The following is a 26,535-nucleotide window of genomic DNA, read 5'->3' on the forward strand; positions in this document are numbered from 1 at the left end:
CCATGACCGACACCACCCTCGCCGCAGGCGTCAGCTCGGCCGACAGTCCTGTCTACCAGGAGCTGATCGCCAACAACTCCAGCCTGCTTTTCGCACGCAAGGCCACCCTGGCCGCGGGTCAGAACCTCAAGCGCGGCGCGCTGCTCGGCCGAATCACCGCCAGCGGCAAGCTGGTGCTGTCGCTGGCCGCGGCCAGTGACGGCTCCCAGACGCCGGTGGGCGTGCTGGTGCACGACACCGATGCCACGGCGGCCGACGTCGAGACGCTGCACTACGTGCGTGGTGACTTCAACAGCGCCGGCATGACCATCGGCGCGGGCCACACCCTCGACAGCATCGCCGGCGGCTTGGCCGACCTCGGCATCTTCATCAACAAGACCTACGGAGTGGCCTGACCATGAGCGACATCCTTTTCGACACCGCGACGCTGCAGGGCGTGGTGCGTGCCCTGCCGCTGCCGAAACTCGGCTTTGCGGCGAAGTACTTCCAGCGCGTCGTGGAGTCGGATGCCCCCGAGATCAACTTCGATGTCGAGGGCACCGACCTGACCATGTCGCCCTTCGTCTCGCCCCTGGTGCCGGGCAAGATCGTGGTGGAAGAAGGCTACAACACCAAGACCTTCCGGCCGGCCTACGTCAAGGACAAGACGCCGTTCACGCCGCAGCGGGCCACCACGCGGATGCTGGGCGAGAAGATCGGCGGGGAGTTCTCCCCGGCCGAGCGTTTGCAACTGGCCATTGCGATGGAACTGTCCAAGAAGCTCAATCGCCTGGAGCGCCGTCTGGAATGGATGGCCGTGCAGGCGCTGATGTATGGCAGCGTCGAGATCAAGGGCGACAACTACCCCGCGCGCATCGTCAACTTCGGCCGGGACGCTTCGCTGAGCATCACCAAGGCGGCCGGCACCAAGTGGACCGACGCCGGCGTGTCGCCGATGGACGACCTGCATCTCTGGTCTGCGCTGGGCGAAGCGCCGATCACCGACTACTTCATGACGCAGGACGTCTACGCCGTCTTCCGCGCCTCCGCCGACGTCAAGGAGCGCATGCTGTGGGTGCGCGGCAGCGACACCATCACCACTGCCGCCGTGCTCAGCCGCGACCTGACGCTGATGGGCACCCTGGACAGCTTCCGTATCTGGGTGATTCCCAAGCTGGAGATCAAGAACGAGGCTGGCCAGAAGGTGCGCATGGTGCCCGACGGCACCGTGCTGGGCGTTGCCGACCTCTACTTCGAGGGCGTGCGCCACTACGGGGCGATCCAGGACGTCGACCATTTCGAGCCCGGCGCCTACTTCGTCAAGTCGTGGGTGGATCCGGACCCCAGCGTGCGCTACATGATGCTGCAGTCGGCCCCCCTCATGGTCCCCTACCGGCCCAACTGCACGCTGCGTGCGACGGTGAAGTGACGATGGACTACGTCGCCGTCGAAGCCCTCGTCGTCGCCGTGCCCGCCCGCAAGGGCGCGCGACCGGAGACGCGCACCATCGCCCCGGGCGAGCCTGTGCCCGACCTGGGCGCCGCTGAGCTGGAGCGCCTGCACCGCCTCGGTGCCATCGGCATCGACGTGGAGGCCAAGGCCAAGGCAGACGCCGATGCCAAGGCCAAGGCGGACGCCGACGCCAAGGGCGACCTCAACGCAGGGCCCAAGCTGCTGTGATCGACCACGCCGCCGACCTGGCCGAGGTCTTCTACGGGCCCGACTCTGCCTATCCGTTCACTCGGAAGCGGCCGGGCTTCGCCGATGTGACCGTGATGCTGATCCTGGGCGCGGATGACCGTTCCGCACTGGAGGACCGCGTCATTGCCACGCATCGCCTAGGGCGCTTCGTGGCCGGCCAGGACGTGCGCGCGGGCGACCTTCTGGTCGCACAGCAGGAGGTCCCACTTCAACTCGCACAGGGCGCCGCGCTGCGCGTGCTGGAGGCGCCGGAGCGGGTCAACGACGGCATGGAAATGGAGGCGCTGCTCGGCAGCGGGGCGTGATGGCGACCGGCATCGATCCCTTCCCGCTCGGTCTGCCCTACGCAATGGGCGACGCCATCTACGCCGCGCTGAGAACCGCGCCGGCCCTTCAGGATGCGCGGGTCCTCGACAACCCCGTTCGGCGCGCCGACATCCAGGAGGGTGAGCGCATCGTCTTCTTCGAGGACGTCGGCGATCAACCGCGGGGCGGCGACAAGGACGGAAACCGGACCTACAGCTTCAACGTCTGCGCGATCAACCGCAGCGAGCAAGCGCGGAGAGGCTCCCATGCCGACTACCGCGCGGCGAAGCGTGCAGTCCGGGCCGCGCTGAGCAGTCTGCCCAAGGTGCCGATCAGCAGCGTGCTGCGGGAGGGCGCCGTGACCTACCGCCTCGAAAACATCGACGTCGGGGGCTCGCTTGTGCTGGGCACCTTCAGCGTCGATTACCGCGATCCGACCCCTGCGTCGGAGCGCTTCACCCAATCGCCTACCCCGTAGGCACCCTCTCTCAGGAGCACACCATGGCTGATGCACAGGCAATCCTCGGAGCCGGCGCCGTCCAGCTCAACATCTACGACCCCGCCACGCAGTCCTATTCGGGCTGGGGCGACCAGATCGGCGCCGACAAGTTCGCCATCACCCCCGACTCGGACCTCAAGGAGAAGACCTCCAAGCGGCGCGAGAACTATGGCCAGGCCATTGCCTCGCTGCCCATCGGAAAGCCGACCAAGATCGCCATCACGATCTCGGCCGCCGACAAGGCGTCCATCGCCATCCAGCTGCAGGGCACGCTCTCGACCTTCTCCCAGGGCGCCGGCGCTGTCGACGAGACGATCACCGCAAAGCTCGGCAAGTGGGTGTCGCTGTCGAAGCGGAATCTGCAGGACACGGGCTTCGCGGTGAAGAACGCAGGCGGTACCACCACGTACGTGCTCGGCACCGACTACGAAGTGAACTACGCCACCGGCGAGGTCAAGGCCCTGGCCAGCGGCGACATCGAGGCGAACGAGCAGATCAAGGTGACCGGCAATGCAAATGCCGTGAGCGGCCAGCGCATCCGCGGCGGCACGCAGGTCAAGGTGCGGGCACAGGTCCGCTTCGTGGGGGTGAACCTGGTGGATGACCAGCCCATTCGCGTGCAGGTCTGGGAGGCCAGCATGCGCTCGACCAAGGAGCTGGATCTGCTCGCCGACGACTTCAACGGCGTGGAGCTGGAGGGGACGCTCGTGATCCCCGCCGGGAAGACCGAGCCGTACGTCATGGACTTCGACGACGCCGCCGCGTAGGCCCAACGCACTCCCGCTGAAGCGCGCCGGCACATCGCCCGTCTGTCGGCGCGCATCCCACACCTCGACTGCACCCATGGCTGATCCGAAAATCAGGTACGACATCGAAGCCGCCATTGGCGGCGAGTCGGATGTCAAGCGTCTGGCCGACCTGCTGCGCAACCTCGGCGCAACGCTGGAAGGCGACCTGAAGAAGCAGGCGGAGGACGCCGCGCTGGCCCTGGAGAGCCTAACGGGAAAGCAGGACGCCGTCACGAAGTTCGTAGAGCTTCGGCGTGAGACGCAACGGCTTGGCGCCGACCTGAATGCGGCCACTGCTGAGGTCGACCGTCTGGCGGCCGACATGACCCGGGCCGCCCAGGACAGCGAGCGATTCGCCCGAGCCGAGCGAGAGGCCCAGCAGGCAGTGGAGGAGGCTAAAGCCGTCTTTGACGAGCAGAAGCAGGCCCTCAAGGATCTGCGGGAGCGTTACACCGGCGCAGCGCGGCGCACCGATGAGTACCGGGAGGCCAGCAAGCAGCTGATGGTGACCATCAAGGAGCTGGATCGGGCCTACGGAGAGAAGAGCACCGCCCTGAAAGCTGCCGAGCAGCAGGCAGATCGCGCCGCCACCGCAGAGAAAGCATCCAACTCTGAGTACCAGAGGTCGGTCGAGGCCGCCCGTCGGCTCAGCGCAGAGCTGGGCGTCAAGAACGAAGCGCTCGCCAGATCCCGCGCGACGCTCGACAGCGTCGGCATCAGCACCGATCAGCTTGCTGCCACGGAGCGCGGCCTGGCCGCGGCAGTGGCCGAGGCGCGCAGGGGTATTCCTGCGCTCGCGGCGTCGCTGACACAGACGGCGGAGGCCACGGAGAAGGCTGCACAGGCTGCAGCGGCTGAAGAGGCAGCGCTGGGGAGCCTCCAGGACCACATCACTCGCATCACGCAGGCGATTCGCGAGGAGGTCGCTGAGCGCACCGCGAGCCTTGACGTCGAGCGCCGGCAGTTGGAACTGGACAAGCAGCTCGTTCTGGCACAGCAGGACAACGCCCGGGCCCAGCAGGACGTGGTAGCCGCGGATCGGGCAGCTCTGGCCGTGGCTGATCAGGAGCTTCGCGTCAGCCGCCTGGCTGTTGAGGCGAAGCGGTTGGAGGCCGATGCTCTCCAGCGCACGGCAGACGCTCGCCGTACAGCCCTTGCCTCTGTCGGGCCTTTGACACAGGCGCAATCCCGAGAGTTGGCCCTGTCGGAACTCAAGGCCGAAGCCCTGCGCGTTGAGGCCGCGCAGATGGACGTGGCAGCCAACCGGCGCCGCGCGGCGGCGGAAGAGGCGCTGAGGGCTGCCAAGGCCGAGCGCGATGCGGCAGCGGCTGCAGGTGCAGCGGCAGATCAGTCGGCGGCGAAGGTCAACGTGCTGAGCGACGCGGTTCGGACACTGCTGCCGCTGATGGCATCCGCCTTCAGCGCACAGCAGTTCGTCGGCCTGGTCGCTGAGTCTCAGCAGCTTTCCCTGTCCTACGAGGCGATCTTCGGATCCGCCAAGCGAGCCGCCGAGGAGATGGATTTCGTCCGCGGGATGGCCAACCGCCTCGGGATCGAGAGTCAGACGCTTGCCCGCAGTTACCAGTCGTTGGCTGCAGCCACCCGCGGCACCACCCTGGAAGGCCAGCAGACCCGGGCCGTCTTCGAGGCCACCGCGCGGGCCATGAGCATGCTGGGCAAGAGCAGCGTGGAGACGGATCGCGCGCTGACCGCAATCTCTCAGATGGCCAGCAAGGGCACCGTTTCCATGGAAGAGCTGCGGTGGCAGCTCGGTGAGGCGCTGCCCGGGGCGCTGCAGGCGACGGCGAAGGGCGCTGGAATCACGACCGAACAGCTGATCGGAATGGTCGAGAACGGGCAGGTTCTCGCGCGGGATTTGCTTCCCGCCCTGACGGTCGGGCTCAATGACCTCTATGCCAACGCGCGGCCGCCTGAGAACCTCATCTCTGAATGGGCCCGGCTGAAGAACGTCATCGCCGACACCGCTGCCGAAGTTGGCAAGAGCAAGGCGGCCGACGCCTCTGCACGTGTCCTCGCGGGTATGGCGCTTGGCCTGCGCGGCGTCGTCGGGTGGGCAGATGTCGCCGGTACCGCGGTCGGGGAATTCGCCGCCAAGGTGGCCACAGGCAACTATGCGCTTGGGACGGCCGCGGACCTCTACGCGAGATACGACTCCGACCTGAACAAGGCGGCGGTCTCCGCTGGCCTGGCAGCAGGATCACAGCAGTCGCTGACAACTGCCACCCAGGCGCAGGTGCGAGCCGTCGACAACGCCACCGACGCCCAGACCCGCAACGTGCAGTCCACATTGGCGGTGCGGGCTGCTTACGCCGAGACGATCAAGGGCGCCAAGCAATACACCGAGCTTGCAACCAAGGTCGTCGATGCGCGGGAGAAGGAAGCGTCGGTCCTGACCTCTTTGGTGGGCATCTACGGGACGGAGCAGGAACGGCGCCTTGCATCTGTCGAGGCGACCAACATGCAGGCCCGGTCGCTGAAGGACAAGGCCGATGCGATGAACGTCGAGGCGATCATCCTCCAGAGCTATTCCTTGAAGCTGCAGGAGGAGGCGCAGCGTCGTGGGGCCGTGGATGAGGCCACCAAGAAGGAGATCCAGAGCGCGCAGCAGGCCGCCAGCGCGAAGCGTGCTGAGGCAGACCAAGCAGCGGCGGTCGCGCAGGCCAAGAAGATCGAGGTGGGTGCGGTGGAGGCGTCCGCCGCTGCGTACGCGGACAACGCAGCGAAGGTCTACCAGTACCGCGGAGCCGCCGCCGACGCCGCGCGTGAAGTCGACCGCCTGGTGGCGTTGGAGAAGCAGGGGCGTGCGACGAGTGAACAGGTGGCGGCCGCGCGCGTCGCCGCAGCCAAGGCCACAGCGCTGTACCGCGATGCTCTGAGCGATGCCACCGCCGCTGCGCAAAGGCAGCTCGATCAGGACCGGCAGATGGCCCAGACCACGCAGGCGGCGATCAGCCTGGACGTTGAGCGAGCCAACGCGCAGCGGGAGGTCGCCGAGGCGAGCGGAAACGCCAAGGAAGCCGAAGCCGCGCGAGGGGCAGCAACAGCGGCCCAGGTCCGGGCCGCCCGCGAGTCCGCAGCGGCGGCAAGACAGGAGGCCGCAGACATCCGCGCGGTCGCCGACGCTCAGGAGACCGAGCTGCGCGCGACAGGCCAGCTCACGGCAGAGAAGAAGGCGCAGCTCGACGCCCAGCGTCGCTCTGCGGACCTCAAGGACATCGAGGCGCAGAAGGCCGACATTCTGGCGGGCAAGCTGATCGCCCTGGCCAACAGCGAGAACGCCCGGACCGAGGCTCTGGAACGCCAGATCAGCGCGCAGGAAAAGGCGGTGGAGCTGGAAGAGCGCCGGCAGGCACTCGAAGACAAGCGCCTCGGCCGTGACAAGGCCGGGTTCAGTACCGACAAGAACGGCAACACCGTCGTGGCCGGCGGTGAGCTGACCACGCTGACCGGGATCGCCGCCTTCCTGAAGGCGGCCGGGGTCGCTGACGATGCCGCTGCCCGCAAGATCGCCCTGGAGTTCGCAGACGGCCGCGGGCAGATCCCGTACTTCAACAACCCCGGGCAGAAGCGGTACGGCGGGGACACCCTCAGCGTAGCGCTGCTGCGCGCTGCCGAGCGCTACACATTCGGCGGCGCCGGCCAGCAGGCCCAGCAGCCCTCCACCGTTCCGCAACCCCAGAGCACACGCAGCGTGCGGCTGGATCTGAACCTCAACGGCAGCAGCATGGGGGCACTCAACACCGACGAGGCCGGCGCAGCCACCTTCCAGGCCTTCATCGAGGCCCTCAAGCAGGACAAGGGGCGCGCCCAATGATCACGCTTTCCAACGGAACGGACACGGTCGAGCTCGACGCCGACCTGCGGTGGACGGACGAGTTCGATTGGTCGCCTGTGATCGAGAGCCGGGATCGCAGCCTCACCGGGGCGCTGCTGGTCGACAGCTCGGAGTTGATTGCGGGACGGCCGATCACCCTGGCGCCCTTCGACGCCGACAGCGGGTGGATGACGCGCGGCCAGGCGCTCGCTCTGCGGCAATGGGCGGCCGAAGCTCCTGATGCAGCCATGACTCTCACCTGGAACGGCGCAGCTTATGCGGTGCGCTTCCGCCATCCCTCCGCTGAGGGTGAGCAGCCCGCCGTCGGCGCCGAGCCCGTCGTGTTCTACGCCGACCCGCAGGACGAAGACCCCGTCCTCGTCACCCTGCGTCTCATCACTGTCTGACTTCCATGACCATCCAACAAGGCGACATCAAGCTCAAGGCCACGCAGGTGATGCAGGACGTGCCGGAAGGCGGCGGCGCTCCCACCTCTGTGGTCATCCCAGACGGCACCAGCAATGCCGTTTATCCCGACGTGTCGGAAACCGACCGCGCCCTGGGCCGTGTGAACCTTCGCAAGGTGGTGGTGCATGTGGACAGCCCGGGCACCGAGGACTATCTGGGCGCCAATGCGGTGGTATCGCGGCAGCCCAGCGATCCGAACATCTCTATCACGGCTTTCAGTACGGGCGACCTGTTCGACACACGCAAGTCGGCGGTCGCCCGCATGGAGGCCTACCTGTTCACGGGGCCGCAGTACCAAGGCTATCTGTTCGGCAACCACATCGCGGGGCAGTCCACGCTGTTGCTCTTTCAGAAGACCGACGCGTTGCCCGGCATCGGCGACACCCTGGTGCTCACGAAGCGCGAAGGCTACCCCGATGAGCACACCCAGTACGTCCGCGTGACGGAGGCCAGCGCCGTCCTCACGACCTTCGAAGACGACCGCGGCACGTACACGCGCTATGTGGTGACGTTGAAGCTGCAGGGCACGCTCGATGCCGACTATCCCGGGCATGACGTGAGCCGGTTTGAGATCACGAAGGCCGCCTTGGCTGCGGCGACCAAGATCAGCAGCACTGTGGTGGCGGACGCGGCCCGCTACTACGGATCCACGGTCTCCCAAGAGGCCGGAGCCGTCGGGCAGTACTCCCTGAAGTGCGAAAGCATCTTCGCGCAGTTGGTGCCGAGTTCGCAGATCGAGTCGCCTATCGCTGATGCGCGAACGAACCAGACCTCGGCGGCCGCTGCTCCTTCCGGGCAGACGATCACGCAGACGGTCAACGGGCTGTTCACGACCACGCAAAACCTGTTCTTTGGCGGAACCAGCGCGCCCGGCACCGTCTCGATCTCGGCCGGCGGCGTCACCGTCACCGACAGCGGCGGCCGCCTCATGAGCGCGGGCACGCAGGTGGGCACCATCGACTACGACAATGGCGTAGGCGCGCTCACGACGAATGTCTTCGGCACTGTTGCCCAGGTGTTCACCATCGTCTACGACCCGGGCGCAACGCCCGCAGCAGTGAACCAGTCCCAGGGCTTCGTCGTCACTGCTGCAAACCGCGCCCTGAACTACGTCCGCACGATCCAGCCGGCGCCGCAGCGCGGAACGCTGGCGGTCAGCTACATGTCGCAGGGCCGCTGGTACGTGTTGCGAGAGCAGGGAGACGGCGCGCTGAGGGGCCAGGAGTCGGGCTACGGCGCGGGGAACCTGAATTTCACCACGGGTACGGTGTCGGTCACGCTGGGGGCCTTGCCCGACGTGGGGAGCGCCATCATCTACACCTGGGTCGACCCGACAGCGAGCCGCGGGACCGATGCGCTGCAGCTCGACAACGACGGGAAGCTGTACTGGCCCTTCAACACCGCCGGAGCGTCAAGCCTCGAACCGGGGCCGAAAGCCATCGAGCCGCACGGACTGAGCATCACCTGGGACGACAACGGAGCGACCCGCGTTGCGACGGATGATGGCGCCGGCCGCCTGATCGGTGACGCCACCGGCAGTGTGAACTACGCACGTGGCGTCTACCGCCTGACGCCCAACGAGCTGCCGGCGCCCGGCACCCCGATCCAGTCGACGCTGGCAACCCGGGCAGTTACCCAGGCAGACGTGAGTGCCACGGGCGGAATCATCGAACTGGGCGTGAGCGATGTTGAGCCTGGCTCCGTCGCCTTGACCATCCCCTGCGCGCTCACCGGCACCTACCTTGTGACCCCAGCCGTGTTGTGGGAAACGACAGAGCGGCTTGTCACCGACGACGGCGCAGGTGCGATGCAGCTCCATGTCGGCGACTACCTGGTGACGGTGGGCTCCATCAACTACGCCACCGGGCGTATCACGCTCGCGTCGAGCACAGATCTCCCCGCGCCCGCTGTGCAGCAGGTCGCGGGCTTCCACACCTTCCAGTACTGGGATGGTGCACCTCCTCTCTGGCAGAACGTCGGAGGCTGATCCCATGGCGCTCATTGACATTCGACCCACCGCCGGCGCAGCAACGGCGCGGCAACTTCCCTCGGCGATGGTCGCCCTGGGCTCCGTCCTGCGAGCCAGCTTCGGGGCGACGGCGAAGGCCCGTTACGCCACGACCTCGGCTGCAGGCAGCGACATCCTGTCCGCCGACATGACCGCGCTGCATCTGCGGACCAACGTCGCGAATGCCTTCAGCCTCTCGGGGGCAAGGTTCCGGCAGGGTGGCCGCGATTACGTGGTCAAGGCCGACGGCAGCGTGCAGGTCGCACCATCGCCCGCCACGGGCATCGGCACCACGGTGGGCACCATGACACCCGCGCAGGGCGAGGTGGTGCTCAACAGCTGGCAGCGCGGAACGGCCCCGCAGGTCACCGACTGGCGAGGCGTGGCAGGCGCTCCGGTCAACGGCAGCGATAGCCCTTTCAGTACCTACGCGGTGACCTTCCGCGTGCCAACCGCGCCTTTGCGTCCCGGCAGCATGTCGGTGCTGGGCACCATGATGGACGGGACCACGTTCAACGTGACCGCAGATGCGAACGGCTACATCAACAGCAGCCGCATCAAAGGGCGCGTCAACTACAACACGGGCGTGGCGGTGCTCGTGGGCGTGTCTCCAACGGGCGCGGCGGGCCAGGGGCAGGCCGATCTGTCCTTTCTTGGCATTCCTGGGGTTGCTGAGGCCTTCATTGACCTGATCCAGCAGGAGACGCTCCGCTACAACGCGGTCGCCTACGCCTACCTGCCCATTGATCCGAGCATCCTCGGCATGGACCCAGTGCGGCTGCCCACCGATGGGCGTGTGCCGATCTTCCGCGCCGGCGGCGTCGTCGTCGTGGGCCATGCGGCGACCACTGCTCCGGCCAATGCCGTCAACGGTGGGACGGTCGACGTGGGGCGCACCAGGTTGTCGCGTGTTCGAGTGATCGGCAACGATGGCCAGACCATCAACTCCGGCTACTCGGTTGACTTGGACGCCGGGGTGCTGACGTGGACCGACGTTTCCGGCTACAGCCAGCCAGTGCGCATCGAGCACCGAATCGAAGACATGCTGCAGGTGCGTGACGCGCAGATCGACGGGACGCTCACCTTCACCCAGCCGCTGACTCACGTGTATCCGCTCGGCGCCTACGTGTCGAGCGCGCTGCTCTTCGGGGACATGCGCGCGCGCGTCTCGGTTGTGTTTGACCAGGCCAACTGGGATGGCGTGACCTTCTCGGATGTCATCGTGGGCAACCCTGCGACCGGCACCTACAACCATGCCGAGCATCCCATCGTGGTGACCAACGCGGGAGCCGTCACCGAGCGCTGGGTCCTGCTTTTCACGAGTAACACGTCCTTCCGCATCATCGGTGAGCACGTGGGCGAAGTGGGTACCGGGAACATCAACAGCACCACTGCGCCGATGAACCCGAGCACCGGCCAGCCCTACTTCACGATCCCCGAGGCCGGTTGGGGTGGCGGATGGGTGCCGGGAAACATCGTGAGGGAGAACACGGTGGGCGCCATGGCGCCGATCTGGCTCGCCCGGACGATCAAACAAGGTCCCGCCGTGGGCGAGGACTACGCCTTCGAGCTGCTCGTGCGTGGCGGCATCGACAACCCTCTCTGATCTATCACCATGACCTCTGTTGTCGACACCTCGGTTAAGTTCGTCCACAGCGACATGGCCGGTGCGCCCGTGCTCACTGGGCAGGCGGGCTCGCTGATCGCGCTGCTCGATGCCTTCCTTGTGACGGGTTTCGGCTTGATGAACGCCACGAGCCTGGTTGTCAGCGGCGGGGTCGCAACGCTGGCGTTCAGTGGCAGCACGGCAGCGGAGGCCGATGTTGTGATCGTGGTCGCCGGAAGCAGCGTCGCAGCGCTGAATGGCGAGCAGCGAGTCACGGGCAAGACGGCCGGCACCGTGACCTTCGCCACCGCGGCTCCGGATGGTGCGGCCAGCGGGAGCATCACGTTCAAGATTGCGCCGCTCGGTTGGAGCAAGGTTTACGCGGACACAAACAAGGCCGCATACAAGTCCAACGATCCGGCGACCACGGGATGCGTCCTGCGCGTGGATGACACCGACCCTCAGGTGGCACGAGCGGTGGGATTCGAGAGCATGTCGAGCATCGACATCGGCACCGGCCAGTTCCCCCTCAACTCCCAAGTCTCTGGAGGCCTGCGCTGGGCCAAGTCCTATTCTGCGAACAGTAATCCCGTTCGCTACACCCTGTGGGGGGACTTGCGGGCGTTCTTCATGGCGCTCGCCGCCCGTACGGGCAGCAGCCCGTCCGATGCGCAATACGTCGCGGCCGGCGTCCGTGGATTCGGCGACATGGTGGCGCTGCGCCCGAGTGGTGACGTCTTCTGCTGCGCCATCTCTGGCAACCCGGATGACTCCTGGCAGAGCTACCCCCACTACGGAACGTTCAGCAGCAGCGACGGCGCAGGACTGTTCATGCCGCGGAGTTGGAGTGGCTTTGGTTCCTCCTGGCAGGCCTACAGCCGCGCGTACATCGGAAGTGAGGGGGCGACTTCTGGCGCTGACCAGGTTTTGGGGACGTTCCCAAGCCCCATTGACGGCAGCATGCGGCTTTCCCAGCGCTATCTCCGGCAGTACGCCATCGGCAATACCAGCGACTACGCCCCGCGCGCATCGATTCCCGGCATCTACCACGTCCCCCACGCGGGTGTCTACGCGACGCTGGGGTACCGGGCGAAGATTCCCGGCACTGGCTCTTTGACAGGGCGCAAGCTCTTGTCCGTGGCGGTCTCCAACACCTATGGTGCCCAAGACGTGAACGGGGGCATGGGTGTGGTGATGATCGACATCACGGGGCCGTGGCGCTGAGATGGCCGCACATCGCTACTGGCGCGCCCGGACATTCACCACCTATGAGGGTGGGCGCGTTTTCGCGCTCTCCGAGTTTCAACTGCTGGCCGGGGCCACGCGGGTTGACGGATCTGCCGTGTTGACGGCCGATGCCTCGCCTGTGAGCGGGACTCTGGCGTCGTTGAAGGACGCGAGCACCGCAACAACCTGCGTGCTGCCCATCTCGGCGGTTCTGCAGTGGGATTTCGGTGGCTCGCCCCAGAACGTAACGGACGTGCGTCTGGGCTCAACGGCCTCGCAGCTGCCGTTTCTGCTCTCGTTCTTCATCGACTGGTCGGACAACGGCGCGGATTGGTCGGTGCTGTACGAGGACGGCTTCCCGGGCGTGGCGTGGCCTGGGCCGTCGTCTATGACCGTCACGGCCCCACGGTTGATGGCCGGTGAAACCATGGTCGACCGCGACTGGAGTGACGGTGTAACCAGCGATGGCACGACCTACAGCACGGGCAGTCCCACCTACGGAATGAGCGGGGGAGGTGACACGCTCGCCTTGGGGGTGTCAGGCACGGACGTGAAGGTCCGCTTCACCCCGCATGTCAGCTTCGCCGATGTGGACCTGACGTGCGAGTTGGTGCCGGCGGGAGGCGAGGCTGGGATCGTCCTGCGCACGGCAGGCTGGTCCAACGCAAACGACTCCTATGCCTACGGCGTGTTCATGAACGCGACCGCGGTGGCAATCGCTCGGGGCGACAACGGCGGCAGCGGCTCTTACACGCCGATGGTGAGCGCCGCACACGGGGCGAACGTCGGCAACCTCAACACCATGAGGGTGCGCTGGGTGGGAAACCAATACTCGGTGTGGGTCAACGGTACGCTGCGGCTCACCGGAACCGACAGCACATACCTCGGAGCTGGTGAAGTCGGCCTGCGGGTCTACAACAGCACTGCCTACTTCAAGAGCCTTGTTGCTCGCAAGGTGTACACGCAGGACTCCCTGGCGCTGAACCCCATCGGCGGCCCTGTGGCACCGCCTGACTCGCCGTTTCTGCCGCTGGGGGCGTACGCGCCTTCAGTCGCGGCCTTCGACGTCACGAGGCCGCTCGCTGCGCGACCGAACTTCCTCTATTCGGCAGAAGCGCGAGGACGGATCAGTGGGACCGTCAAGCGCAAGGCCGATCCCACCAACGTCCCGGTGCGTCGCCGCGTCAGGCTGATTCGGGATCGCGACGGCCTGCTCGTGGCTGAGACGTGGAGCGATGCGGTGACGGGCGCCTACGAGTTCCTATGGGTCGAAGAATGGGAGGCGTACACCGTCATTGCATATGACTTCGAGCACGACTTTCGTGCAGTCGTCGCAGACAACCTGCAGCCGGAGGTGATGGCGTGAGCGCGCTCGACTTCTCCGTCGACGTGAGCGACGCGATCCTTGCGGGCATCGCGTCGCTGCTGGATGCAGGCAGTGCCTCCGCCTTCATCACCCTGTTCTCTGGGCCGCGACCGGATCCTGGTGCGGCTGCGGGCTCCGCTGTCGCTCTGGCCACCATCGTTCTGGCCAAGCCGGCGACATCCCTTGTTGACCATCACCTGGTCTACGTGCCGGCGGATGCGTCGGGAGCGTTGGTGATGGCGCAAGGGGATGCCGTTTGGGGCCGCTGCGTGACCGGCGCGAATGTTTGGGTCTGGGATGCTGACGTGACGGGGCCTGGCGGTGCTGGCCCGATCAAGATCCAGGGAGCGTCTGCCGAGCTGCCGACGCGGCTCTATGCGGGCGCTTTGGTTCGTCTCGTTGACCTCTTGATGGCGTGACGATGTGGCAGCCGTGGACCTCCTCTTCCAGCAGGCGCCCGCAGCAGACGGGCAGCTTGTCTTCGGCGATGACGGCGCCCCGCCGGGTGGCGATGCGACGGTCGGTGGCTTCATCGCGCTCAGGCTCCCCGCGCTTGCTGGGCGCGTGCAGGTGGTGCATGCCGTGGGCGGTGCGCTGGTCGCATTGCGTCCGACGCTTTCGGGGGGCGTCCGCTATCTCTCCAACACGGAGCGGCCGCTGGTCGGCAAGTCGGCGGTCCGCTTTCAGCAGTCCGCCCAGCGTGCTGACGGCGTGCGCGATGCGGCAGGTCCGTCAGGCAGGCAGTTGCATGGCGTGGTGGATCTCTCCCAGGCGGCGCAGCCCCTGTCAGGTCGCCTGTCTGGCCGCTTCGCGGCAGCAGTGTCCGCCGGCGATCTGTCCACCGTTCGAGCGGGACAGGCAAGCGCGCTCGGTGGTCGAGGGGCTTCGCGGTTTCAGCGCGCCCTTGGCGCATCCGCCTGGCGGTCTGCGCGCTTCCAGGGAGCACTCGGTCGAGGCGAGCAGCACGACTTTCGTTTCCAGCGGGCGGATGAGCGGGGCGGACGCTGGCGGAGTACTGCCGGTCCTGCGCTCGCTCGCGCCGTCTCGCTCCTCGCGCCCATCGGTCCCGCGCACCCGCTGCAGATCGGAGCTGTGGGGCGCTTCCAAGATGCGCGACGGCCGCCGGCCGGCATCTGGATCCGGCCGGGCCCGCAACCTGAGGATCCCTGCTACCTGCCGTCTGCGGAGCTGCTGTTCGCTGAAGCCTGGACCGGATCGCCAGACTTGCTCTTCATCTGTGAGCGGCACTCACCGGAGCCACCTGCGGGCACGGTGGTTGTGCCCATTCGAAGGATCTATGCCGTGAAGAACAGCATCGTGCTCACCCGGGTGGATACCAGCGAGCCCATCCCGGCGACGGGCTTTGGCCTCAACCTCGACGCCGATTCGTGGGACTGGCAATGGTCTGCGCAGGTGCCGGGTCGATACCTGCCCGTGGTGACGCCGGCCGACCCTCGGGCGCCGTTGGACGTGCTGGCGGTGGTCAACGGAACCGCGTTCCGGCTGTGCATCGAGCAACGCGGCCGGGAGCGACGCTTCGGCAGCGATCAGATCCGAGTGAGCGGGCGCGGCCGTGCGGCTCGCCTCGATGCGCCTTACTCGCCCGTTCGAAACCACGTCGCTTCGTCGGCGCTCACCATCCAGCAGCTGCTCGGGCATGTGCTCAGCGATAACGGGGTGGGCATCGGATGGGCGGTCGAGTTCGGCGGCACCGACTGGCTGGTGCCGGCGGACACCTGGTCACTGCAGGGCACCTACATCGCGGGCGTACTCGACATCGCCCAGGCCGCCGGCGCCATCGTGCAGCCGCACCGTACGGAGCAGACGTTGCGCGTGCTGCCTCGCTATCCGGCAGCGCCGTGGGCCTGGTCAGAGCTTGCGCCCGACTTCGAGCTGCCGGCTGCTGCTGTGCAGGTTGAAGGCGTGGAGTGGCAGCAGAAGGCCGACTACGACCGGGTATTCGTTGCGGGCACTACCGCGGCGGGCGTCCTGGGCCAAGTGACGAGGGCTGGGACGGCGGGCAGCAATGTGGCGCCCATGGTGACCCATTCGCTCATCACGCATGCCGATGCCGCCCGCCAGAGGGCTCTGCCTGTGCTGGCCGACACGGGGCCGCAGGCGTTGGTCACGCTTTCGCTTCAGGTCCTTCCGGAGACCGGGCTGATCCTCCCGAATCAGCTGGTGCGCTATGTGGATGCCGGCCAGGAGCGATTGGGCCTGGTGCGGTCCATGTCACTCGATTGGCGGCGCCCCCGGCTGCGCCAGTCGATCACTCTCGAAACCCACTTGGAGGACTGACCTTGCCCCGCAACATTTTTCGCGCCCTGGCCGAGGTGCTTCCGGATCCGCCGCTACAGGTGGCGACGGTGCAGGTCGTCGCCGAGGGCCGCGTCACGCTGGAGCTTCCTGGCGGCGGTGTCCTGATCGCCAGAGGCGTCGCCACGGAAGGGCAGTCCGTCTTCGTGCGCGACGGGCTGATCGAGAGCGAGGCGCCGGCCTTGCCCATCGTGGTGCTGGAGGTCTGACGCAATGCCCCCTGTCTCTCAACAGACCTCGGTGACCGACATCGTCGGGCTCTGCGTGTTCCTGGCCGCACTGGTCTTCAGCGATGAGGTCGCCGCAGTGGTCGGGCCCTACATCGTGATCCTCGCGGCCGCCTCGATTGGAGCCAGCTTCGCCGTGGCAAGGCGCGAGCGCACATCGCGCGGAGCTGCGGTTTGGTTCTTCACGCGCGTGTGCGGGCTGGCCGTGTTGCTCACGGCCGGCTTGGCCGCGTGGGCCAGCACCTACTACCCCGACCTGAACGAGCGGCTGCTCCTCGCGCCTATCGCGCTGATGGTGGGGTTCGTGGGCGACCGATGGCCGTCCGTTCTCAACCGTGTTCTTCGGGCATGCCTGGGGTTGCTCGACCTCTTGCGCGGCGGCCCGAAAGGAGGCCCGCAATGATGCCGTCCGCAACGTACCTGTTCGCCCTGGCCAACCTGGCCGTGTGCGCGGCCATCGTCGGCATCAGCATTTGCCGATTGAACGCGATGTGGGGTGCGCGCTGGATGGTGCGCGCCGAATACGCGGGCTACATCGGGGCGGCCTTCGCCTCGGGTCTCTCCCCCATGTACGGACGCTGGCCGTGGTGGGACTCCATCGCCGTGGCGGCCGCCATTCTGCTCGGCCTCCTGGCCAGCGGCCGCGCCTGGGCGGGAGACCGAACGCCAGCCGTCGCCACCGACCTCGCACCTCTGGAGCACCAATGATCGATGCACTGAACCTCGCCGCCTGCACCGGCGCTACGGCCGCGAATGCGGCTCGCTTTGCCCCTCATCTCGCTGACGGCATGACCCGCTTCGGCATCGCCTCCCCGCGGGCCATCTCTGTGTTCTTGGGCCAGGTGGGCATCGAGTCTGAAGGCAAGGCCGGCCCGCTGGCCAGCGTCGAGGAAGACCTGTACTACACGACGGCGGATCGATTGCGTGCCGTGTATCCCAGCCTCTTCGTGAAGGGCGGGTACCGCGCCGAGCAGTACCTCCGCAACCCCTCGGCCCTCAGCCAGTTGCGGTACCAGGGCTTCCATGGGCGGGGGCTGATCCAGTTGACCTGGCGCGATGCCTATGTCGCTGCAGGCAAGGCCTTGGGCTATGACTACGTCGAGCGGCCGCAGCTGGTGTGCGAGCCCTTCCACGCGGCGCTCACCGCCTGCTGGTTCTTCGCCGAATACAAGGCCTGCCTGCCGGCGGCCGAGGCCGGCGATGTCTACACCGTGACGGGCCGCATCAACGGAGCAGCCCGCCTCAAGCTGGCCGAGCGCCGGATGCTGACGGATCGCGCGTACCGCGTGCTGGCCCGCTCCCTTTGAACCTTCAGTCGAAAGGAACCATCATGACTATCCAGATCCTGGCCCCCGCCACCAACGTCGCATGGAGCCCACCCTTGGCCTTGGCGAAAGGTGCACGCATCGAGCTGGTGCTCGTTCGCGGCGACGGTGAGACGTTGCCGGCGGCCGGCTACGTCGACGTCCAGTTCGCGCGCGAGAGTGGCGATTGGGCCACCGTGGCGGGGCTGAGCGCGAATGTGCCGCGGCTTCTGGTCGAAGGCCCGGTGTCGATGCGGGTGGGGCGCCGCGGTGAGACCAGGGCCCCGCTTGGCGTCGAGTACCTGGACCTCGCTGCAGCCGGCGGCGGGAGCTCCACGGGTGGAGCGACGGAGGCGACGCTCGGCACCCGGGCGAGCGAGGCAACGCTGGCAGCGCTGAGCGCCAAGGTGCCGGCGTTGGTCGCCGGCGGCCGGACGCCGGTCGACGGGTCGGGCGTCACTCAACCGGTGAGCGCCGCCGCGCTGCCGCTGCCGGCGGGCGCTGCGACGGAAACCACCTTGGGGACGGTTGCTGTGCGGCTGCTGACCTTGCTCGGTGTGCTGCCGGCAGCGCGGGGGGTGCAGACGGCAGCTGCTTCCCTCAGCATGACGGTTGCGTCGGACGATGCACTAGCTACCGCGTTCGGCAAGCAGAACGATGTCGGCGCCACGGGCGATGGCGTCGACGGCACGCACATGTCGTTCATGAAGCGGCTGTCGTCCCTGCTGAACCTGATCGCGGGCCGGTTGCCCACGGCCCTGGGTTTCCGCGGCTCGTCTGCCGCGTTGAGCACCGTGCCCGCTGCTTCCCAGGTTGCCTCCAGCTACACGGTAGCCGGCTCTGCAACGAGCGTGACCATCCGCCCGCTGAACGCCTCACGCCTTGGGCTGATCATCACGAACGACAGCACCGCACTGCTTTACCTGCTGTTCGCTACCTCTGGCGCTACGACCACCAACTACACCTTGACCGTCAATCCGGGGGACACGCTCATCATCGGCCCGGGTGACTACCAAGGCCCCATTTGCGGCTTGTGGAGCAGTGCCACCGGCACCGCCCGTATGTCGGAGATCAGCTGATGCGACTCATCCGAAACCAACCGCCCTACCTGGGCGCGATGACCTGGGCAGCGCTTTTTGCCCTTTCGACGGCGGGCCTGGCGGTGGGCACGCAGGTTCTAATCACAGACTGGAACCAACCTTTTATCTGGAGCGGCACCCAATGGAACCCGGTCGGGGGATCGGTTCGGTTGGCACAAGCCGGGACCATTCTGAGCCTGACCGGGACCACCGCCCAGACTTCATTGGCGTCCTTCAATGTTCCGGGCGGCGTAATGGGAGCAACGGGCCGCATCGAGCTTGAATTCCAATGCACGATGGCCACCAACGGAGGCGCTACGACAATCATCGGCACGAAGATCGGCGGCATTACGGTGATGTCGCTGACGTCCACGGCGAATCCCTCCGCTGAACTCAGCTATCGCCACACGATGCGAAACATCAGCGCGAGCGATCAGCGTCATCTTGGTCTCAATTCCCGTGGCGATGCCCTTGTGCAGGCGGTGCGTGCGTCGGATCGCGCACTAGACACCTCGGCGGCATTCACGATGGAGATCATCGCAATCCCCGGCTCAACCGCCACTTCTCTCACCATCACGGGCTATTCGGCCACGCTTCACAAATGATCGTCATCCCTGCAATCGAAGTGGACGGGGTGCTTCGCCCGTCCGAGCCCTACCCCGAGAACTGCATCGAGATTCGTTGCAACGGCATCACCTACACCGTCTACGAGCCGGGCGACGATGTACCGATGCTGCCAGGTGCAGCGGCAGACGATCCTTTGCCTAGCGAGCTTGGCTCGCCATGATCTCCGGACTACACGTGCTGGCCCTGGCCCTAGTGGTCAGCCTGGCGGCGAATGCGGGCCTGGGCGCGGCCTGGCTGCATGCGCGGGACGCGGCTACGCGCACCACGGGAGAACGCGACTCGGCGCGAGCCGATGCATCGGCCTGCAGCGATGGGGTCGCCGACCTCCGCGACCTGGCCGACGAGCGCGGCCGGCGCGCGAAGGCGGCGCAGGACACTGCGGCGCAGCGGCGCCGGCAGCAGGAGGCCATGGCGCAGCTCATCCTGTCGACGCCAGCGAGCGTGCCGGGCGACGTCTGCGCGAGTGCACAGGCGCGAGTCGACAGCTGGACGCGGGGGAGGGCAGCGCCATGAGGCGAACCGCGGCCCTTGGTCTGTCTGCGGCCCTGCTGGCGGGATGCGTGGCCGGCGCACCGGTGCGCGTCAATGTGCCTGTGCCGGTCGAGTGCCGCGCGAAAGAGCCGGAGCGGCCCGCCATGCCCACGGAATCGCTGCGCGTGGGCGTCGACGTTGATCGCTGGGTCGCCGCGGCACAGGCTGAATTGTTGCTGCGGGAGGGCTATGAAGCCGAACTCGTCGCCGCGCTGAGTGCATGCACGGAGGCCGCAGGCGCCCATTGAAGCACCGCAGCTGCCGCCGGCGCGATCTCATTGCCGGCGGTGCTCGCCGGTCCGATGTAGGACAATGCATGGATGGTCTCGCCCCCGTCGTCTCTTCCGACCCTGCCAGCCAAAGATTTGGTCGAGCTTGTGCGCACGGAGGTGAGGAGGCGGAAGCGCGACGACATGGCTGCCTACGCGGCGTTCGCGGTCCTGAGGTGCCCAGACGGTTCTGGGGATTGGCTGGTTCAGCCCAGCTTTGAGGTCCCTGACCCTGACGTCTACGCGCTCCAGAGCGCTGCGAAGGTCGTGCGAAAGCGGTTCCGGCTAGAACCGGTTTCGACAGGTGAAGATAGATGACCGACGAGGGAATCCTGCGGAGCCTTTCCGCCGACGCTGTCGTCAGCGCAGGAAGGCTGCTTCCATATCCCGGTTCAGGGCAGCCCACGCCTGTGGCTATCTGGGTGCGAACCCAGAGTCATGGACTGGTAAGCGTCACCTTCGAACTCTGGAAAGGCAAGCGCGGTGGGAATGAGGTGTGGCATTGGCGGGCTGTGCACGCAGCCCTTGACGCGCGTGAAGAGCGGGCGACCTGACTAGCAGCGTCGCTGAATTCGTGCGGTAGAAAAAGGGCTGTCAGCGATCCGCCCCAAGCTCTGCGTAGATCGGCTGCCAGAGCCAGACGGGATTGCCGTGCAAACTTCCCCTGGTCAGGCGATAGGTGATCCACACCCTTCCGATCAGCAGCGATGTAACTTGCACGGCGACTCGCTCGGGGCTGCCTTCTTCGGCTGGCGGGAGGGCGCGGCGTCCCGAGTCAATCAGCGCGGCGTCGAGGCTCTGCAGGATGCCTGTGTTCTGTAGCTGCATGCGTGCTCCTGCTAAGAAAGTAGGTGCGCCGCGGTCAGGTGTCAAGTCGCACGGCGAAGTAGGCCTCGCCAATGGCTCCGAGGTCGCGCATGCCTGCTTGTCGCGCCTTGTCGTACGCGTTCCCCCATCGGCTGGCCAGCCGGATCTCGTCCTTGCTTAGATCTTCCGCGCTGCTGGCTTGGGCGGCCTCGAAGGCACGTAGGGCAGGTGCTAGATCATCGCCGAGGAGGCGCTCCAGCTCGCGCAGGAAGCGACCCTCCGCGTGGCGCTGGATGTCCGCCGGTGTCCCGGACGGTGCGTCGATGAGGTGAGCAGAACGGGGCATTTGACTCCAATCAGACGGGATCGTGATGCGCTGGGCGTGTGCCCGCCGATACGGTCAACCGCAAATTTGCGAAGGGCGCAGTAGGCTGGCTCCTCCTATTATTGCTGCCCGTCGTTGGGCTCGCGAAACTCAGCCGGAAAGTATTTGATGCGGCCGTCTGTTCTTGTGGTCGCATAGAAGGAGCGGGGGCTCCATTGACTGACCGTCGCGATCTCCGCGGTATAGCCTGCAAATGGACCGTCCGTTCCTGCCTCGAACAGCGCGTATACATGAGGTGTCTGCACGTACTCGTCGCCGAGCTCGTCGATATCTAAGATGTCGTCGAATGACACAAGTCCAATGAGTTCTAGCCATGCCCTATTTGCCTCCGGAATATTGCACCAAAATTCATAGATGGCTTGCCGATGTTTGCCGTCTTGCTCTACGCCCATCCAAGGGTCCTCATGTGTCCTGCTTCTAACCTCGTTCACCGCCATTGCGGCGTCCCACGAGCGGCCGTCATCGGAGAGGAAGGCAAAGTTGCGCTGCACGCAGAACTTGAGGCCAGCATGTGAGATGCCACGGTAGGGCCACATCATCCACAGGGGGTTCTTCTTGAAACTGGCAAGGTCGCCAGTGTCAGGGTACGCCAAGGCCTCAGGCGAGCGGAGCAGAATCGGTGTTTCTAGAACGTCGTTCAACGCCCTGTACGCCTTCCTTTTCATCGCCAAGCGGGCTCGTAGCTCAGTCCGTTGTGAGCGCCTGCGGATAGTCAAGGAAACCCCGAAATAGGCAAACAAGAGGTGGTCGTTCTCAGGGCGAAAGAGTCTGTCTTCCAGCTCAGCCTTCCCCCATAAGTGCCACTCTCCCAGACCCATGTCTCGGCACTTATCCGCAAAGGCGTCGCGAGCCGCCTTTGAAAAATCGCAAGCCGCGGTGAACACGAGTCCGTGCAGACGCTCAAAAGGTCCGAGCACAGTGTCATCTAAATACTTGACTAATGCCTTGGGCCCAATTGCGCGCTCGCGTTTACACTGTATGAGCCAAAGCCTGTCATTCAAACCCTCTTCTAGGGACACCTGCTCTTCGAGGCTTGCGCCTTCGCCGATTGGGGAATTTTGTTGCTCCCCCAGACTAAAAATTTCATAGCCTCGCGCGTCAAATCCATCATCGCTGCCGGATCGGCCGGTAGCTTCAAGCCTCCGCCAAGGCTTGAACTGGTAGGCCAACTGTCGCACTAGGTCCTCGAATCTTTTCGGGTCTAGGTCTTCAAAGTGCAGCGGTCCGATGGTGCGAGTGGTGGTCATGCTGCACGATAGCAGTTGCTCCACCCTTCACATCGACCGCCGCTATGTAAGGTCACAGTCTGCGCAGCATCCGTCGTCGAGGCCCAGGGCCTCTCGTGCCTCGGAACGTGGAAGGCGCGGCGGGGTGGAGTGGCGACGCTGACGGCAAGAAATTGCCCATGTGCGGCACTCCCGGCCTGCCAAATATCCAGTGATTGATCCCCGGCTTTTGCACAAAAAAGTCCCGGGAATAGGGAGTGAGTCCGGGAGGAGTATTAGGCACCCGTAAGTAGCACCTCAAGGAACCATGCGGGTCCCCGGCCGGATCGCCTACAGGACTGTTAATCCGTAGGTCCCTGGTTCGAGCCCAGGTCGGGGAGCCAAACGAAGCACTTGGTGGTCGTCACCAGGCTGCTCAGAAAGCCCGCCCAGTGCGGGCTTTTTGCTTTGGAGCGGCGGGCGCGGATTGTACGGTGGCGCCTTCGTCGATCCGATTGCCCGCGCGGCCGTCTGCTCAGGCCAGCATCCGCAGCGCCAGTCCTGCTGCCGCGCTTGCCGCCAGCACCGGCATGACGCCCCACTTCAACCGGATCAGCGCAAAGGCGGCGAGCACCATCAGCACCGCAGCCCCGGTATCGAAGCCCTGTCCCTCGGGCCACAGCACATGACCGGCGAAGAACAGGGCCAGCTGCGCGATCACGCCCACGACCGCCGCCGTGATCGCCGCCATGGGCGCGGCCAGCCCCAGGCGGCCGCGGGTCGACTCCACCAGCGGGCCACCTGCCAGGATGAACAGGAACGACGGCAGGAAGGTGAAGAAGCTCACGGCCACCGCTGCCACTGCGCCGCCCAGGAAAGGCAGGTCCGGGCCCAGTGCCAGCTGGTTCCAGCCCCCCACGAAGCCCACGAACGCCACCACCATGATCAGCGGGCCGGGCGTGGTCTCTCCCAGCGCCAGCCCGTCGATCATCTGCGGGCCCGAGAGCCAGTGGTAGTGCTCGACGGCCGCCTGGTACACATAGGGCAGGACGGCGTAAGCGCCGCCGAAGGTCATGAAGGCCGCCTTGGTGAAGAACCAGCCCATGCGCGCGAGGGTGCCTTGAAGTCCGCCAATGGCGATGGCGGCGGCCATGCCCGCAGCCCAGAGGGCGACGCACACCGCTACCACACGGACCATCCGGCCGCGCGAGAAGCGGGCGTGCGCCGGGGGCGGGCTGTGGTCGTCGATCCAGGCGGCGGGCGCCAGCGCATCGCCGGACGCCGCCGCTGCATGGGCCCCCCGGCCTTGGAAAGCGCCGGGCCAGCGCCTTCCGCCCCAATGCCCGGCCAGTGCCGCCAGGGTGAGCACGAGCACGAAAGGCAGGTGCAGGACCGCCATCGCGATGAAGGCCGCCGCAGCGATGCCCATCAGCGGACGGCTGTGCAGTGCGCGGCCCGCCAGACGCCAGCCCGCCTGCAGCACGATGGCGGTGACCGCCGGCTTGATGCCGTCGAACATCGCGGTGACGAGCGGCTGCTGCCCGAAGGCCATGTACACCCACGACAGCCCGATTAGCAGCACCAGCGAGGGCAGCACGAACAGCAGGCCTGCCGCGATGCCGCCCCAGGTGCGGTGCATCAGCCAGCCCAGGTAGGTGGCCAGTTGCTGTGCCTCGGGGCCGGGGAGCAGCATGCAGTAGTTGAGGGCATGCAGAAAACGGCGCTCGCTGATCCAGCGCCGGCGCTCCACCAGTTCGGCATGCATGATGGCGATCTGCCCCGCCGGTCCCCCGAAGCTGATGAAGCCGAGCTTGAGCCAGAAGAGCAGGGCGCGGCCGAAGCCGATCGGCGAAGGCTTGGAGGGTGTATTGGGGGAGGGGAGCATGGGCCGCACAGGGAGCGCTTCCGCATCATCCCATCGCGCCATGACGGCGGACTGAACCGCCAGATCGGCGCGCCGCGCGTGGCCGCCGACCCGTCTGCGCGGCCTTGGCCGACGGGCATGTCGGAGTTGTTAACACTGGGTTAACTCCCATCGCTGCGCAGGGACGATCACGGTATCGTCACATTCAGGAAGCACGGCGGGCGTCCGACGGCGGCCGCCAGGGCTTCCCTCACAACGAATGGAGACGCGCCATGTTGATGGTCATTGCAGGATTCATGTTGGGCGTGGTGTGCGGCACCGTTCTGGTCGGCTTCATGGTCGGCCGCAGCCGCTACGCCGAAGAAGACGCCGTGCGCTATCCGACCTACTGAGGTCGTCTGCCGCCGCAGGAGCCGGCATCGGATGCCGGTGACATCGCCGTGCGCCCCGTCGCGCCGCGGCGCCCGCAATGCGGCCGCGGCACTGCGAGCAGCAGGCGGCTGTCTCAGCGCCGGCTCTTGGCGCCGAAGATGCCGCCGAGCACGCCGCGCAGGATTTCCTTGCCCACATTGGTGCCCACCGTGCGCACCGCAGACTTGGCCAGCGTCTGCACCAGACCGTCCTTGCGGCCGCCCCGCGGCCCGGTCGTCCCGAAGAGCAAATCGTTCAGGAAGCTTCCTTCGGCCTGGCCCGCATTTCCTCCGGTTGTCCCCGTGCCCGCAGCGCTGCCAGGGCCGGTCCCGTCGGGCCGTGCCGTCGCCGGCGCGTCCGGTGCCGACGCGGCGCGGCCCTTGAGCTTCTCGTAGGCCGATTCGCGGTCCACCGCCTGTTCGTAAACGCCGGCCACCAGCGAGCCGCTCATGAGCGTATGGCGCTGCTCCGGCGACACCGGCCCGATCTGGCCGGCGGGCGGCAGCACGAACACCCGCTCGGTGATGCCGGGCCGGCCCTTTTCATCCAGCAGGCTGACCAAGGCCTCGCCGACGGCCAGTTCGGTAATGGCCTGGCCGATGTCCAGGCCCGGCTTGGGGCGCATGGTGCTGGCGGCGGACTGCACGGCCTTCTGGTCGCGCGGCGTGAAGGCGCGCAACGCGTGCTGGACCCGATTGCCGAGCTGGGCCAGCACCGAGTCCGGGATGTCCAGCGGGTTCTGCGTGACGAAGTACACACCGACGCCCTTGGAACGCACCAGCCGCACCACCAGTTCGATGCGCTCGACCAGCGCCTTCGGCGCGTCCTTGAACAGCAGGTGGGCCTCGTCGAAGAAGAAGGCCAGTTTGGGCTTGTCCAGGTCGCCCACCTCGGGCAACTGCTCGAACAGCTCCGACAGCATCCACAGCAGGAAGGTGGCGTACAGGCGCGGCGCGTTCATCAGCTTGTCGGCCGCGAGGATGTTGACCACGCCGCGGCCCTCCACCGTCTGCATGAAGTCCTGGATGTCCAGCATCGGCTCGCCGAAGAAGCGGTCGCCGCCCTGCGATTCGATGGCCAGCAGTCCGCGCTGGATGGCCCCCACGCTGGCGGCGCTGATGTTGCCGTAGCTGGTGGTGTACTGCTTGGCGTTCTCGCCCACATGGGCCAGCATGGCCCGCAGGTCCTTCAGGTCGAGCAGCAGCAGGCCGTTGTCGTCGGCGATCTTGAACACCAGGTTGAGCACGCCGGCCTGGGTCTCGTTGAGGTCCAGCATTCGGCCCAGCAGCAGCGGCCCCATGTCGGAAATGGTGGCCCGTACCGGATGTCCCTGCTCGCCGAAGACGTCCCACAGCGTCACGGGACAGGCCTGCGGCGTGGGCAGGTCGATGCCGCGCTCCTTGAGCGTGGCAGCCATCCGCTCGCCGATGCGGCCGGGCTGGCTGATGCCGCTCAGGTCGCCCTTCACGTCGGCCATGAAGACGGGCACGCCGATGCCTGACAGGCGCTCGGCCAGGGTCTGCAGCGTGACGGTCTTGCCGGTGCCCGTGGCCCCGGTGATCAGGCCATGGCGATTGGCCAGGGCGGGCAGCAGGAAGCATTCGATGGCGCCGTGGCGCGCCAGCAGCAGAGGATCGGCCATGGGACTCCCGGATCAGGGCGAAAAACCGCGGCAGTCTACCGAAGGGCGAGGGCTGCGGCGGGGTGTCGCGGCCGCACCGGCCGCG

Annotated in this window: 28 protein-coding genes; 23 read left to right on the forward strand and 5 right to left on the reverse strand. The window is 66.6% G+C overall.

Translation table 11 applies throughout. The annotated features are described in order from the left end of the window. Positions 1–2 precede the first annotated feature (2 nt). The 23 genes from L0984_RS25460 (at position 3) to L0984_RS25570 (ending at position 20,115) form a co-directional block, all read left to right on the forward strand. On the forward strand, positions 3–395 hold the full coding sequence (locus tag L0984_RS25460; protein WP_234197127.1) for a head decoration protein: 393 nt from the start codon (positions 3–5) through the stop codon (positions 393–395). A gap of 2 nt (positions 396–397) precedes the next feature. Continuing rightward, the gene (locus L0984_RS25465; RefSeq protein WP_234197128.1) at positions 398–1,408 is read left to right on the forward strand and encodes a major capsid protein; all 1,011 of its coding nucleotides are present in this window, start codon (positions 398–400) and stop codon (positions 1,406–1,408) included. A gap of 2 nt (positions 1,409–1,410) precedes the next feature. Continuing rightward, a complete protein-coding gene (locus L0984_RS25470; RefSeq protein ID WP_234197130.1) occupies positions 1,411–1,659 on the forward strand; it encodes a hypothetical protein in 249 nt (82 codons plus the stop codon). Beyond that, complete coding sequence (locus tag L0984_RS25475) at positions 1,656–1,985, forward strand: hypothetical protein (protein ID WP_234197131.1); 330 nt, start codon at positions 1,656–1,658, stop codon at positions 1,983–1,985. The genes L0984_RS25470 and L0984_RS25475 overlap by 4 nt, the downstream gene beginning before the upstream one ends. Further along, a complete protein-coding gene (locus tag L0984_RS25480; protein WP_234197132.1) occupies positions 1,985–2,464 on the forward strand; it encodes a hypothetical protein in 480 nt (159 codons plus the stop codon). Before L0984_RS25475 ends, L0984_RS25480 begins: the two co-directional genes overlap by 1 nt. A 23-nt stretch (positions 2,465–2,487) precedes the next feature. Next, complete coding sequence (locus L0984_RS25485) at positions 2,488–3,252, forward strand: hypothetical protein (protein ID WP_234197134.1); 765 nt, start codon at positions 2,488–2,490, stop codon at positions 3,250–3,252. A 76-nt stretch (positions 3,253–3,328) separates the two neighbouring features. Further along, positions 3,329–7,108, forward strand: a complete 3,780-nt coding sequence (locus tag L0984_RS25490) for a tape measure protein (RefSeq protein WP_234197136.1) — start codon at positions 3,329–3,331, stop codon at positions 7,106–7,108. Then, positions 7,105–7,515 carry a hypothetical protein gene (locus L0984_RS25495; RefSeq protein ID WP_234197137.1) on the forward strand — a complete coding sequence of 137 codons (411 nt, stop codon included), beginning with the start codon at positions 7,105–7,107 and terminating at the stop codon, positions 7,513–7,515. Before L0984_RS25490 ends, L0984_RS25495 begins: the two co-directional genes overlap by 4 nt. A 5-nt stretch (positions 7,516–7,520) precedes the next feature. Then, positions 7,521–9,563, forward strand: a complete 2,043-nt coding sequence (locus tag L0984_RS25500; protein ID WP_234197138.1) for a hypothetical protein — start codon at positions 7,521–7,523, stop codon at positions 9,561–9,563. A 4-nt stretch (positions 9,564–9,567) separates the two neighbouring features. Beyond that, positions 9,568–11,190 carry a hypothetical protein gene (locus L0984_RS25505; protein WP_234197139.1) on the forward strand — a complete coding sequence of 541 codons (1,623 nt, stop codon included), beginning with the start codon at positions 9,568–9,570 and terminating at the stop codon, positions 11,188–11,190. Between the two features lie 9 nt (positions 11,191–11,199). Beyond that, positions 11,200–12,414 (forward strand): hypothetical protein, encoded by a 1,215-nt coding sequence (locus L0984_RS25510; protein ID WP_234197140.1) that lies wholly within the window; start codon positions 11,200–11,202, stop codon positions 12,412–12,414. 1 nt (position 12,415) lies between these two features. Beyond that, the gene (locus L0984_RS25515) at positions 12,416–13,783 is read left to right on the forward strand and encodes a family 16 glycoside hydrolase (RefSeq protein WP_234197141.1); all 1,368 of its coding nucleotides are present in this window, start codon (positions 12,416–12,418) and stop codon (positions 13,781–13,783) included. Further along, the gene (locus L0984_RS25520) at positions 13,780–14,202 is read left to right on the forward strand and encodes a hypothetical protein (RefSeq protein ID WP_234197142.1); all 423 of its coding nucleotides are present in this window, start codon (positions 13,780–13,782) and stop codon (positions 14,200–14,202) included. The genes L0984_RS25515 and L0984_RS25520 overlap by 4 nt, the downstream gene beginning before the upstream one ends. 13 nt (positions 14,203–14,215) lie before the next feature. Beyond that, positions 14,216–16,081 carry a hypothetical protein gene (locus L0984_RS25525; RefSeq protein WP_234197143.1) on the forward strand — a complete coding sequence of 622 codons (1,866 nt, stop codon included), beginning with the start codon at positions 14,216–14,218 and terminating at the stop codon, positions 16,079–16,081. Positions 16,082–16,083: 2 nt separating this feature from the next. Then, complete coding sequence (locus L0984_RS25530; protein WP_234197144.1) at positions 16,084–16,308, forward strand: hypothetical protein; 225 nt, start codon at positions 16,084–16,086, stop codon at positions 16,306–16,308. Between the two features lie 31 nt (positions 16,309–16,339). Beyond that, positions 16,340–16,729, forward strand: a complete 390-nt coding sequence (locus L0984_RS25535) for a hypothetical protein (protein ID WP_234197145.1) — start codon at positions 16,340–16,342, stop codon at positions 16,727–16,729. Next, positions 16,726–17,034 (forward strand): hypothetical protein, encoded by a 309-nt coding sequence (locus tag L0984_RS25540; RefSeq protein ID WP_234197147.1) that lies wholly within the window; start codon positions 16,726–16,728, stop codon positions 17,032–17,034. Before L0984_RS25535 ends, L0984_RS25540 begins: the two co-directional genes overlap by 4 nt. Further along, positions 17,031–17,633, forward strand: coding sequence for a glycoside hydrolase family 19 protein (locus L0984_RS25545; protein WP_234197148.1), 603 nt, complete (start codon positions 17,031–17,033; stop codon positions 17,631–17,633). Before L0984_RS25540 ends, L0984_RS25545 begins: the two co-directional genes overlap by 4 nt. A 23-nt stretch (positions 17,634–17,656) precedes the next feature. Further along, positions 17,657–18,709 carry a hypothetical protein gene (locus L0984_RS25550; RefSeq protein ID WP_234197149.1) on the forward strand — a complete coding sequence of 351 codons (1,053 nt, stop codon included), beginning with the start codon at positions 17,657–17,659 and terminating at the stop codon, positions 18,707–18,709. Next, the gene (locus tag L0984_RS25555) at positions 18,709–19,314 is read left to right on the forward strand and encodes a hypothetical protein (protein WP_234197150.1); all 606 of its coding nucleotides are present in this window, start codon (positions 18,709–18,711) and stop codon (positions 19,312–19,314) included. The genes L0984_RS25550 and L0984_RS25555 overlap by 1 nt, the downstream gene beginning before the upstream one ends. Continuing rightward, on the forward strand, positions 19,311–19,496 hold the full coding sequence (locus L0984_RS25560) for a hypothetical protein (protein ID WP_234197151.1): 186 nt from the start codon (positions 19,311–19,313) through the stop codon (positions 19,494–19,496). Before L0984_RS25555 ends, L0984_RS25560 begins: the two co-directional genes overlap by 4 nt. After that, a complete protein-coding gene (locus tag L0984_RS25565) occupies positions 19,493–19,849 on the forward strand; it encodes a hypothetical protein (protein WP_234197152.1) in 357 nt (118 codons plus the stop codon). The genes L0984_RS25560 and L0984_RS25565 overlap by 4 nt, the downstream gene beginning before the upstream one ends. Further along, positions 19,846–20,115, forward strand: coding sequence for a hypothetical protein (locus L0984_RS25570; protein WP_234197153.1), 270 nt, complete (start codon positions 19,846–19,848; stop codon positions 20,113–20,115). Before L0984_RS25565 ends, L0984_RS25570 begins: the two co-directional genes overlap by 4 nt. A gap of 615 nt (positions 20,116–20,730) precedes the next feature. Here L0984_RS25570 and L0984_RS25575 read toward each other — a convergent pair. The 5 genes from L0984_RS25575 to L0984_RS25595 form a co-directional block, all read right to left on the reverse strand. After that, the gene (locus tag L0984_RS25575) at positions 20,731–20,964 is read right to left on the reverse strand and encodes a hypothetical protein (protein ID WP_234197154.1); all 234 of its coding nucleotides are present in this window, start codon (positions 20,962–20,964) and stop codon (positions 20,731–20,733) included. A 34-nt stretch (positions 20,965–20,998) separates the two neighbouring features. Beyond that, positions 20,999–21,289 carry a hypothetical protein gene (locus tag L0984_RS25580; protein ID WP_234197156.1) on the reverse strand — a complete coding sequence of 97 codons (291 nt, stop codon included), beginning with the start codon at positions 21,287–21,289 and terminating at the stop codon, positions 20,999–21,001. Positions 21,290–21,387: 98 nt separating this feature from the next. Next, positions 21,388–22,575: a restriction endonuclease gene (locus L0984_RS25585; RefSeq protein WP_234197157.1), complete on the reverse strand. Its 1,188-nt coding sequence runs from the start codon at positions 22,573–22,575 to the stop codon at positions 21,388–21,390. Between the two features lie 493 nt (positions 22,576–23,068). Further along, positions 23,069–24,418, reverse strand: coding sequence for a chromate efflux transporter (gene chrA, locus L0984_RS25590; RefSeq protein ID WP_234197158.1), 1,350 nt, complete (start codon positions 24,416–24,418; stop codon positions 23,069–23,071). 484 nt (positions 24,419–24,902) lie between these two features. Further along, positions 24,903–26,450, reverse strand: coding sequence for a helicase HerA-like domain-containing protein (locus L0984_RS25595; RefSeq protein WP_234197159.1), 1,548 nt, complete (start codon positions 26,448–26,450; stop codon positions 24,903–24,905). Positions 26,451–26,535 lie beyond the last annotated feature (85 nt).

The sequence above is a fragment of the Pseudacidovorax sp. NFM-22 genome (assembly GCF_021401245.1).
Taxonomy (GTDB): Bacteria; Pseudomonadota; Gammaproteobacteria; order Burkholderiales; family Burkholderiaceae_C; genus Xenophilus.

Coding starts and splice junctions, on each gene's coding strand:
- L0984_RS25460 (WP_234197127.1), top strand. CDS start 3: ATGACCGACACCACCCTCGCCGCAGGCGTCAGCTCGGCCGACAGTCCT.
- L0984_RS25465 (WP_234197128.1), top strand. CDS start 398: ATGAGCGACATCCTTTTCGACACCGCGACGCTGCAGGGCGTGGTGCGT.
- L0984_RS25470 (WP_234197130.1), top strand. CDS start 1,411: ATGGACTACGTCGCCGTCGAAGCCCTCGTCGTCGCCGTGCCCGCCCGC.
- L0984_RS25480 (WP_234197132.1), top strand. CDS start 1,985: ATGGCGACCGGCATCGATCCCTTCCCGCTCGGTCTGCCCTACGCAATG.
- L0984_RS25485 (WP_234197134.1), top strand. CDS start 2,488: ATGGCTGATGCACAGGCAATCCTCGGAGCCGGCGCCGTCCAGCTCAAC.
- L0984_RS25490 (WP_234197136.1), top strand. CDS start 3,329: ATGGCTGATCCGAAAATCAGGTACGACATCGAAGCCGCCATTGGCGGC.
- L0984_RS25495 (WP_234197137.1), top strand. CDS start 7,105: ATGATCACGCTTTCCAACGGAACGGACACGGTCGAGCTCGACGCCGAC.
- L0984_RS25500 (WP_234197138.1), top strand. CDS start 7,521: ATGACCATCCAACAAGGCGACATCAAGCTCAAGGCCACGCAGGTGATG.
- L0984_RS25505 (WP_234197139.1), top strand. CDS start 9,568: ATGGCGCTCATTGACATTCGACCCACCGCCGGCGCAGCAACGGCGCGG.
- L0984_RS25510 (WP_234197140.1), top strand. CDS start 11,200: ATGACCTCTGTTGTCGACACCTCGGTTAAGTTCGTCCACAGCGACATG.
- L0984_RS25515 (WP_234197141.1), top strand. CDS start 12,416: ATGGCCGCACATCGCTACTGGCGCGCCCGGACATTCACCACCTATGAG.
- L0984_RS25540 (WP_234197147.1), top strand. CDS start 16,726: ATGATGCCGTCCGCAACGTACCTGTTCGCCCTGGCCAACCTGGCCGTG.
- L0984_RS25545 (WP_234197148.1), top strand. CDS start 17,031: ATGATCGATGCACTGAACCTCGCCGCCTGCACCGGCGCTACGGCCGCG.
- L0984_RS25550 (WP_234197149.1), top strand. CDS start 17,657: ATGACTATCCAGATCCTGGCCCCCGCCACCAACGTCGCATGGAGCCCA.
- L0984_RS25555 (WP_234197150.1), top strand. CDS start 18,709: ATGCGACTCATCCGAAACCAACCGCCCTACCTGGGCGCGATGACCTGG.
- L0984_RS25560 (WP_234197151.1), top strand. CDS start 19,311: ATGATCGTCATCCCTGCAATCGAAGTGGACGGGGTGCTTCGCCCGTCC.
- L0984_RS25565 (WP_234197152.1), top strand. CDS start 19,493: ATGATCTCCGGACTACACGTGCTGGCCCTGGCCCTAGTGGTCAGCCTG.
- L0984_RS25570 (WP_234197153.1), top strand. CDS start 19,846: ATGAGGCGAACCGCGGCCCTTGGTCTGTCTGCGGCCCTGCTGGCGGGA.
- L0984_RS25575 (WP_234197154.1), bottom strand. CDS start 20,964: ATGCAGCTACAGAACACAGGCATCCTGCAGAGCCTCGACGCCGCGCTG.
- L0984_RS25580 (WP_234197156.1), bottom strand. CDS start 21,289: ATGCCCCGTTCTGCTCACCTCATCGACGCACCGTCCGGGACACCGGCG.
- L0984_RS25585 (WP_234197157.1), bottom strand. CDS start 22,575: ATGACCACCACTCGCACCATCGGACCGCTGCACTTTGAAGACCTAGAC.
- chrA (WP_234197158.1), bottom strand. CDS start 24,418: ATGCTCCCCTCCCCCAATACACCCTCCAAGCCTTCGCCGATCGGCTTC.
- L0984_RS25595 (WP_234197159.1), bottom strand. CDS start 26,450: ATGGCCGATCCTCTGCTGCTGGCGCGCCACGGCGCCATCGAATGCTTC.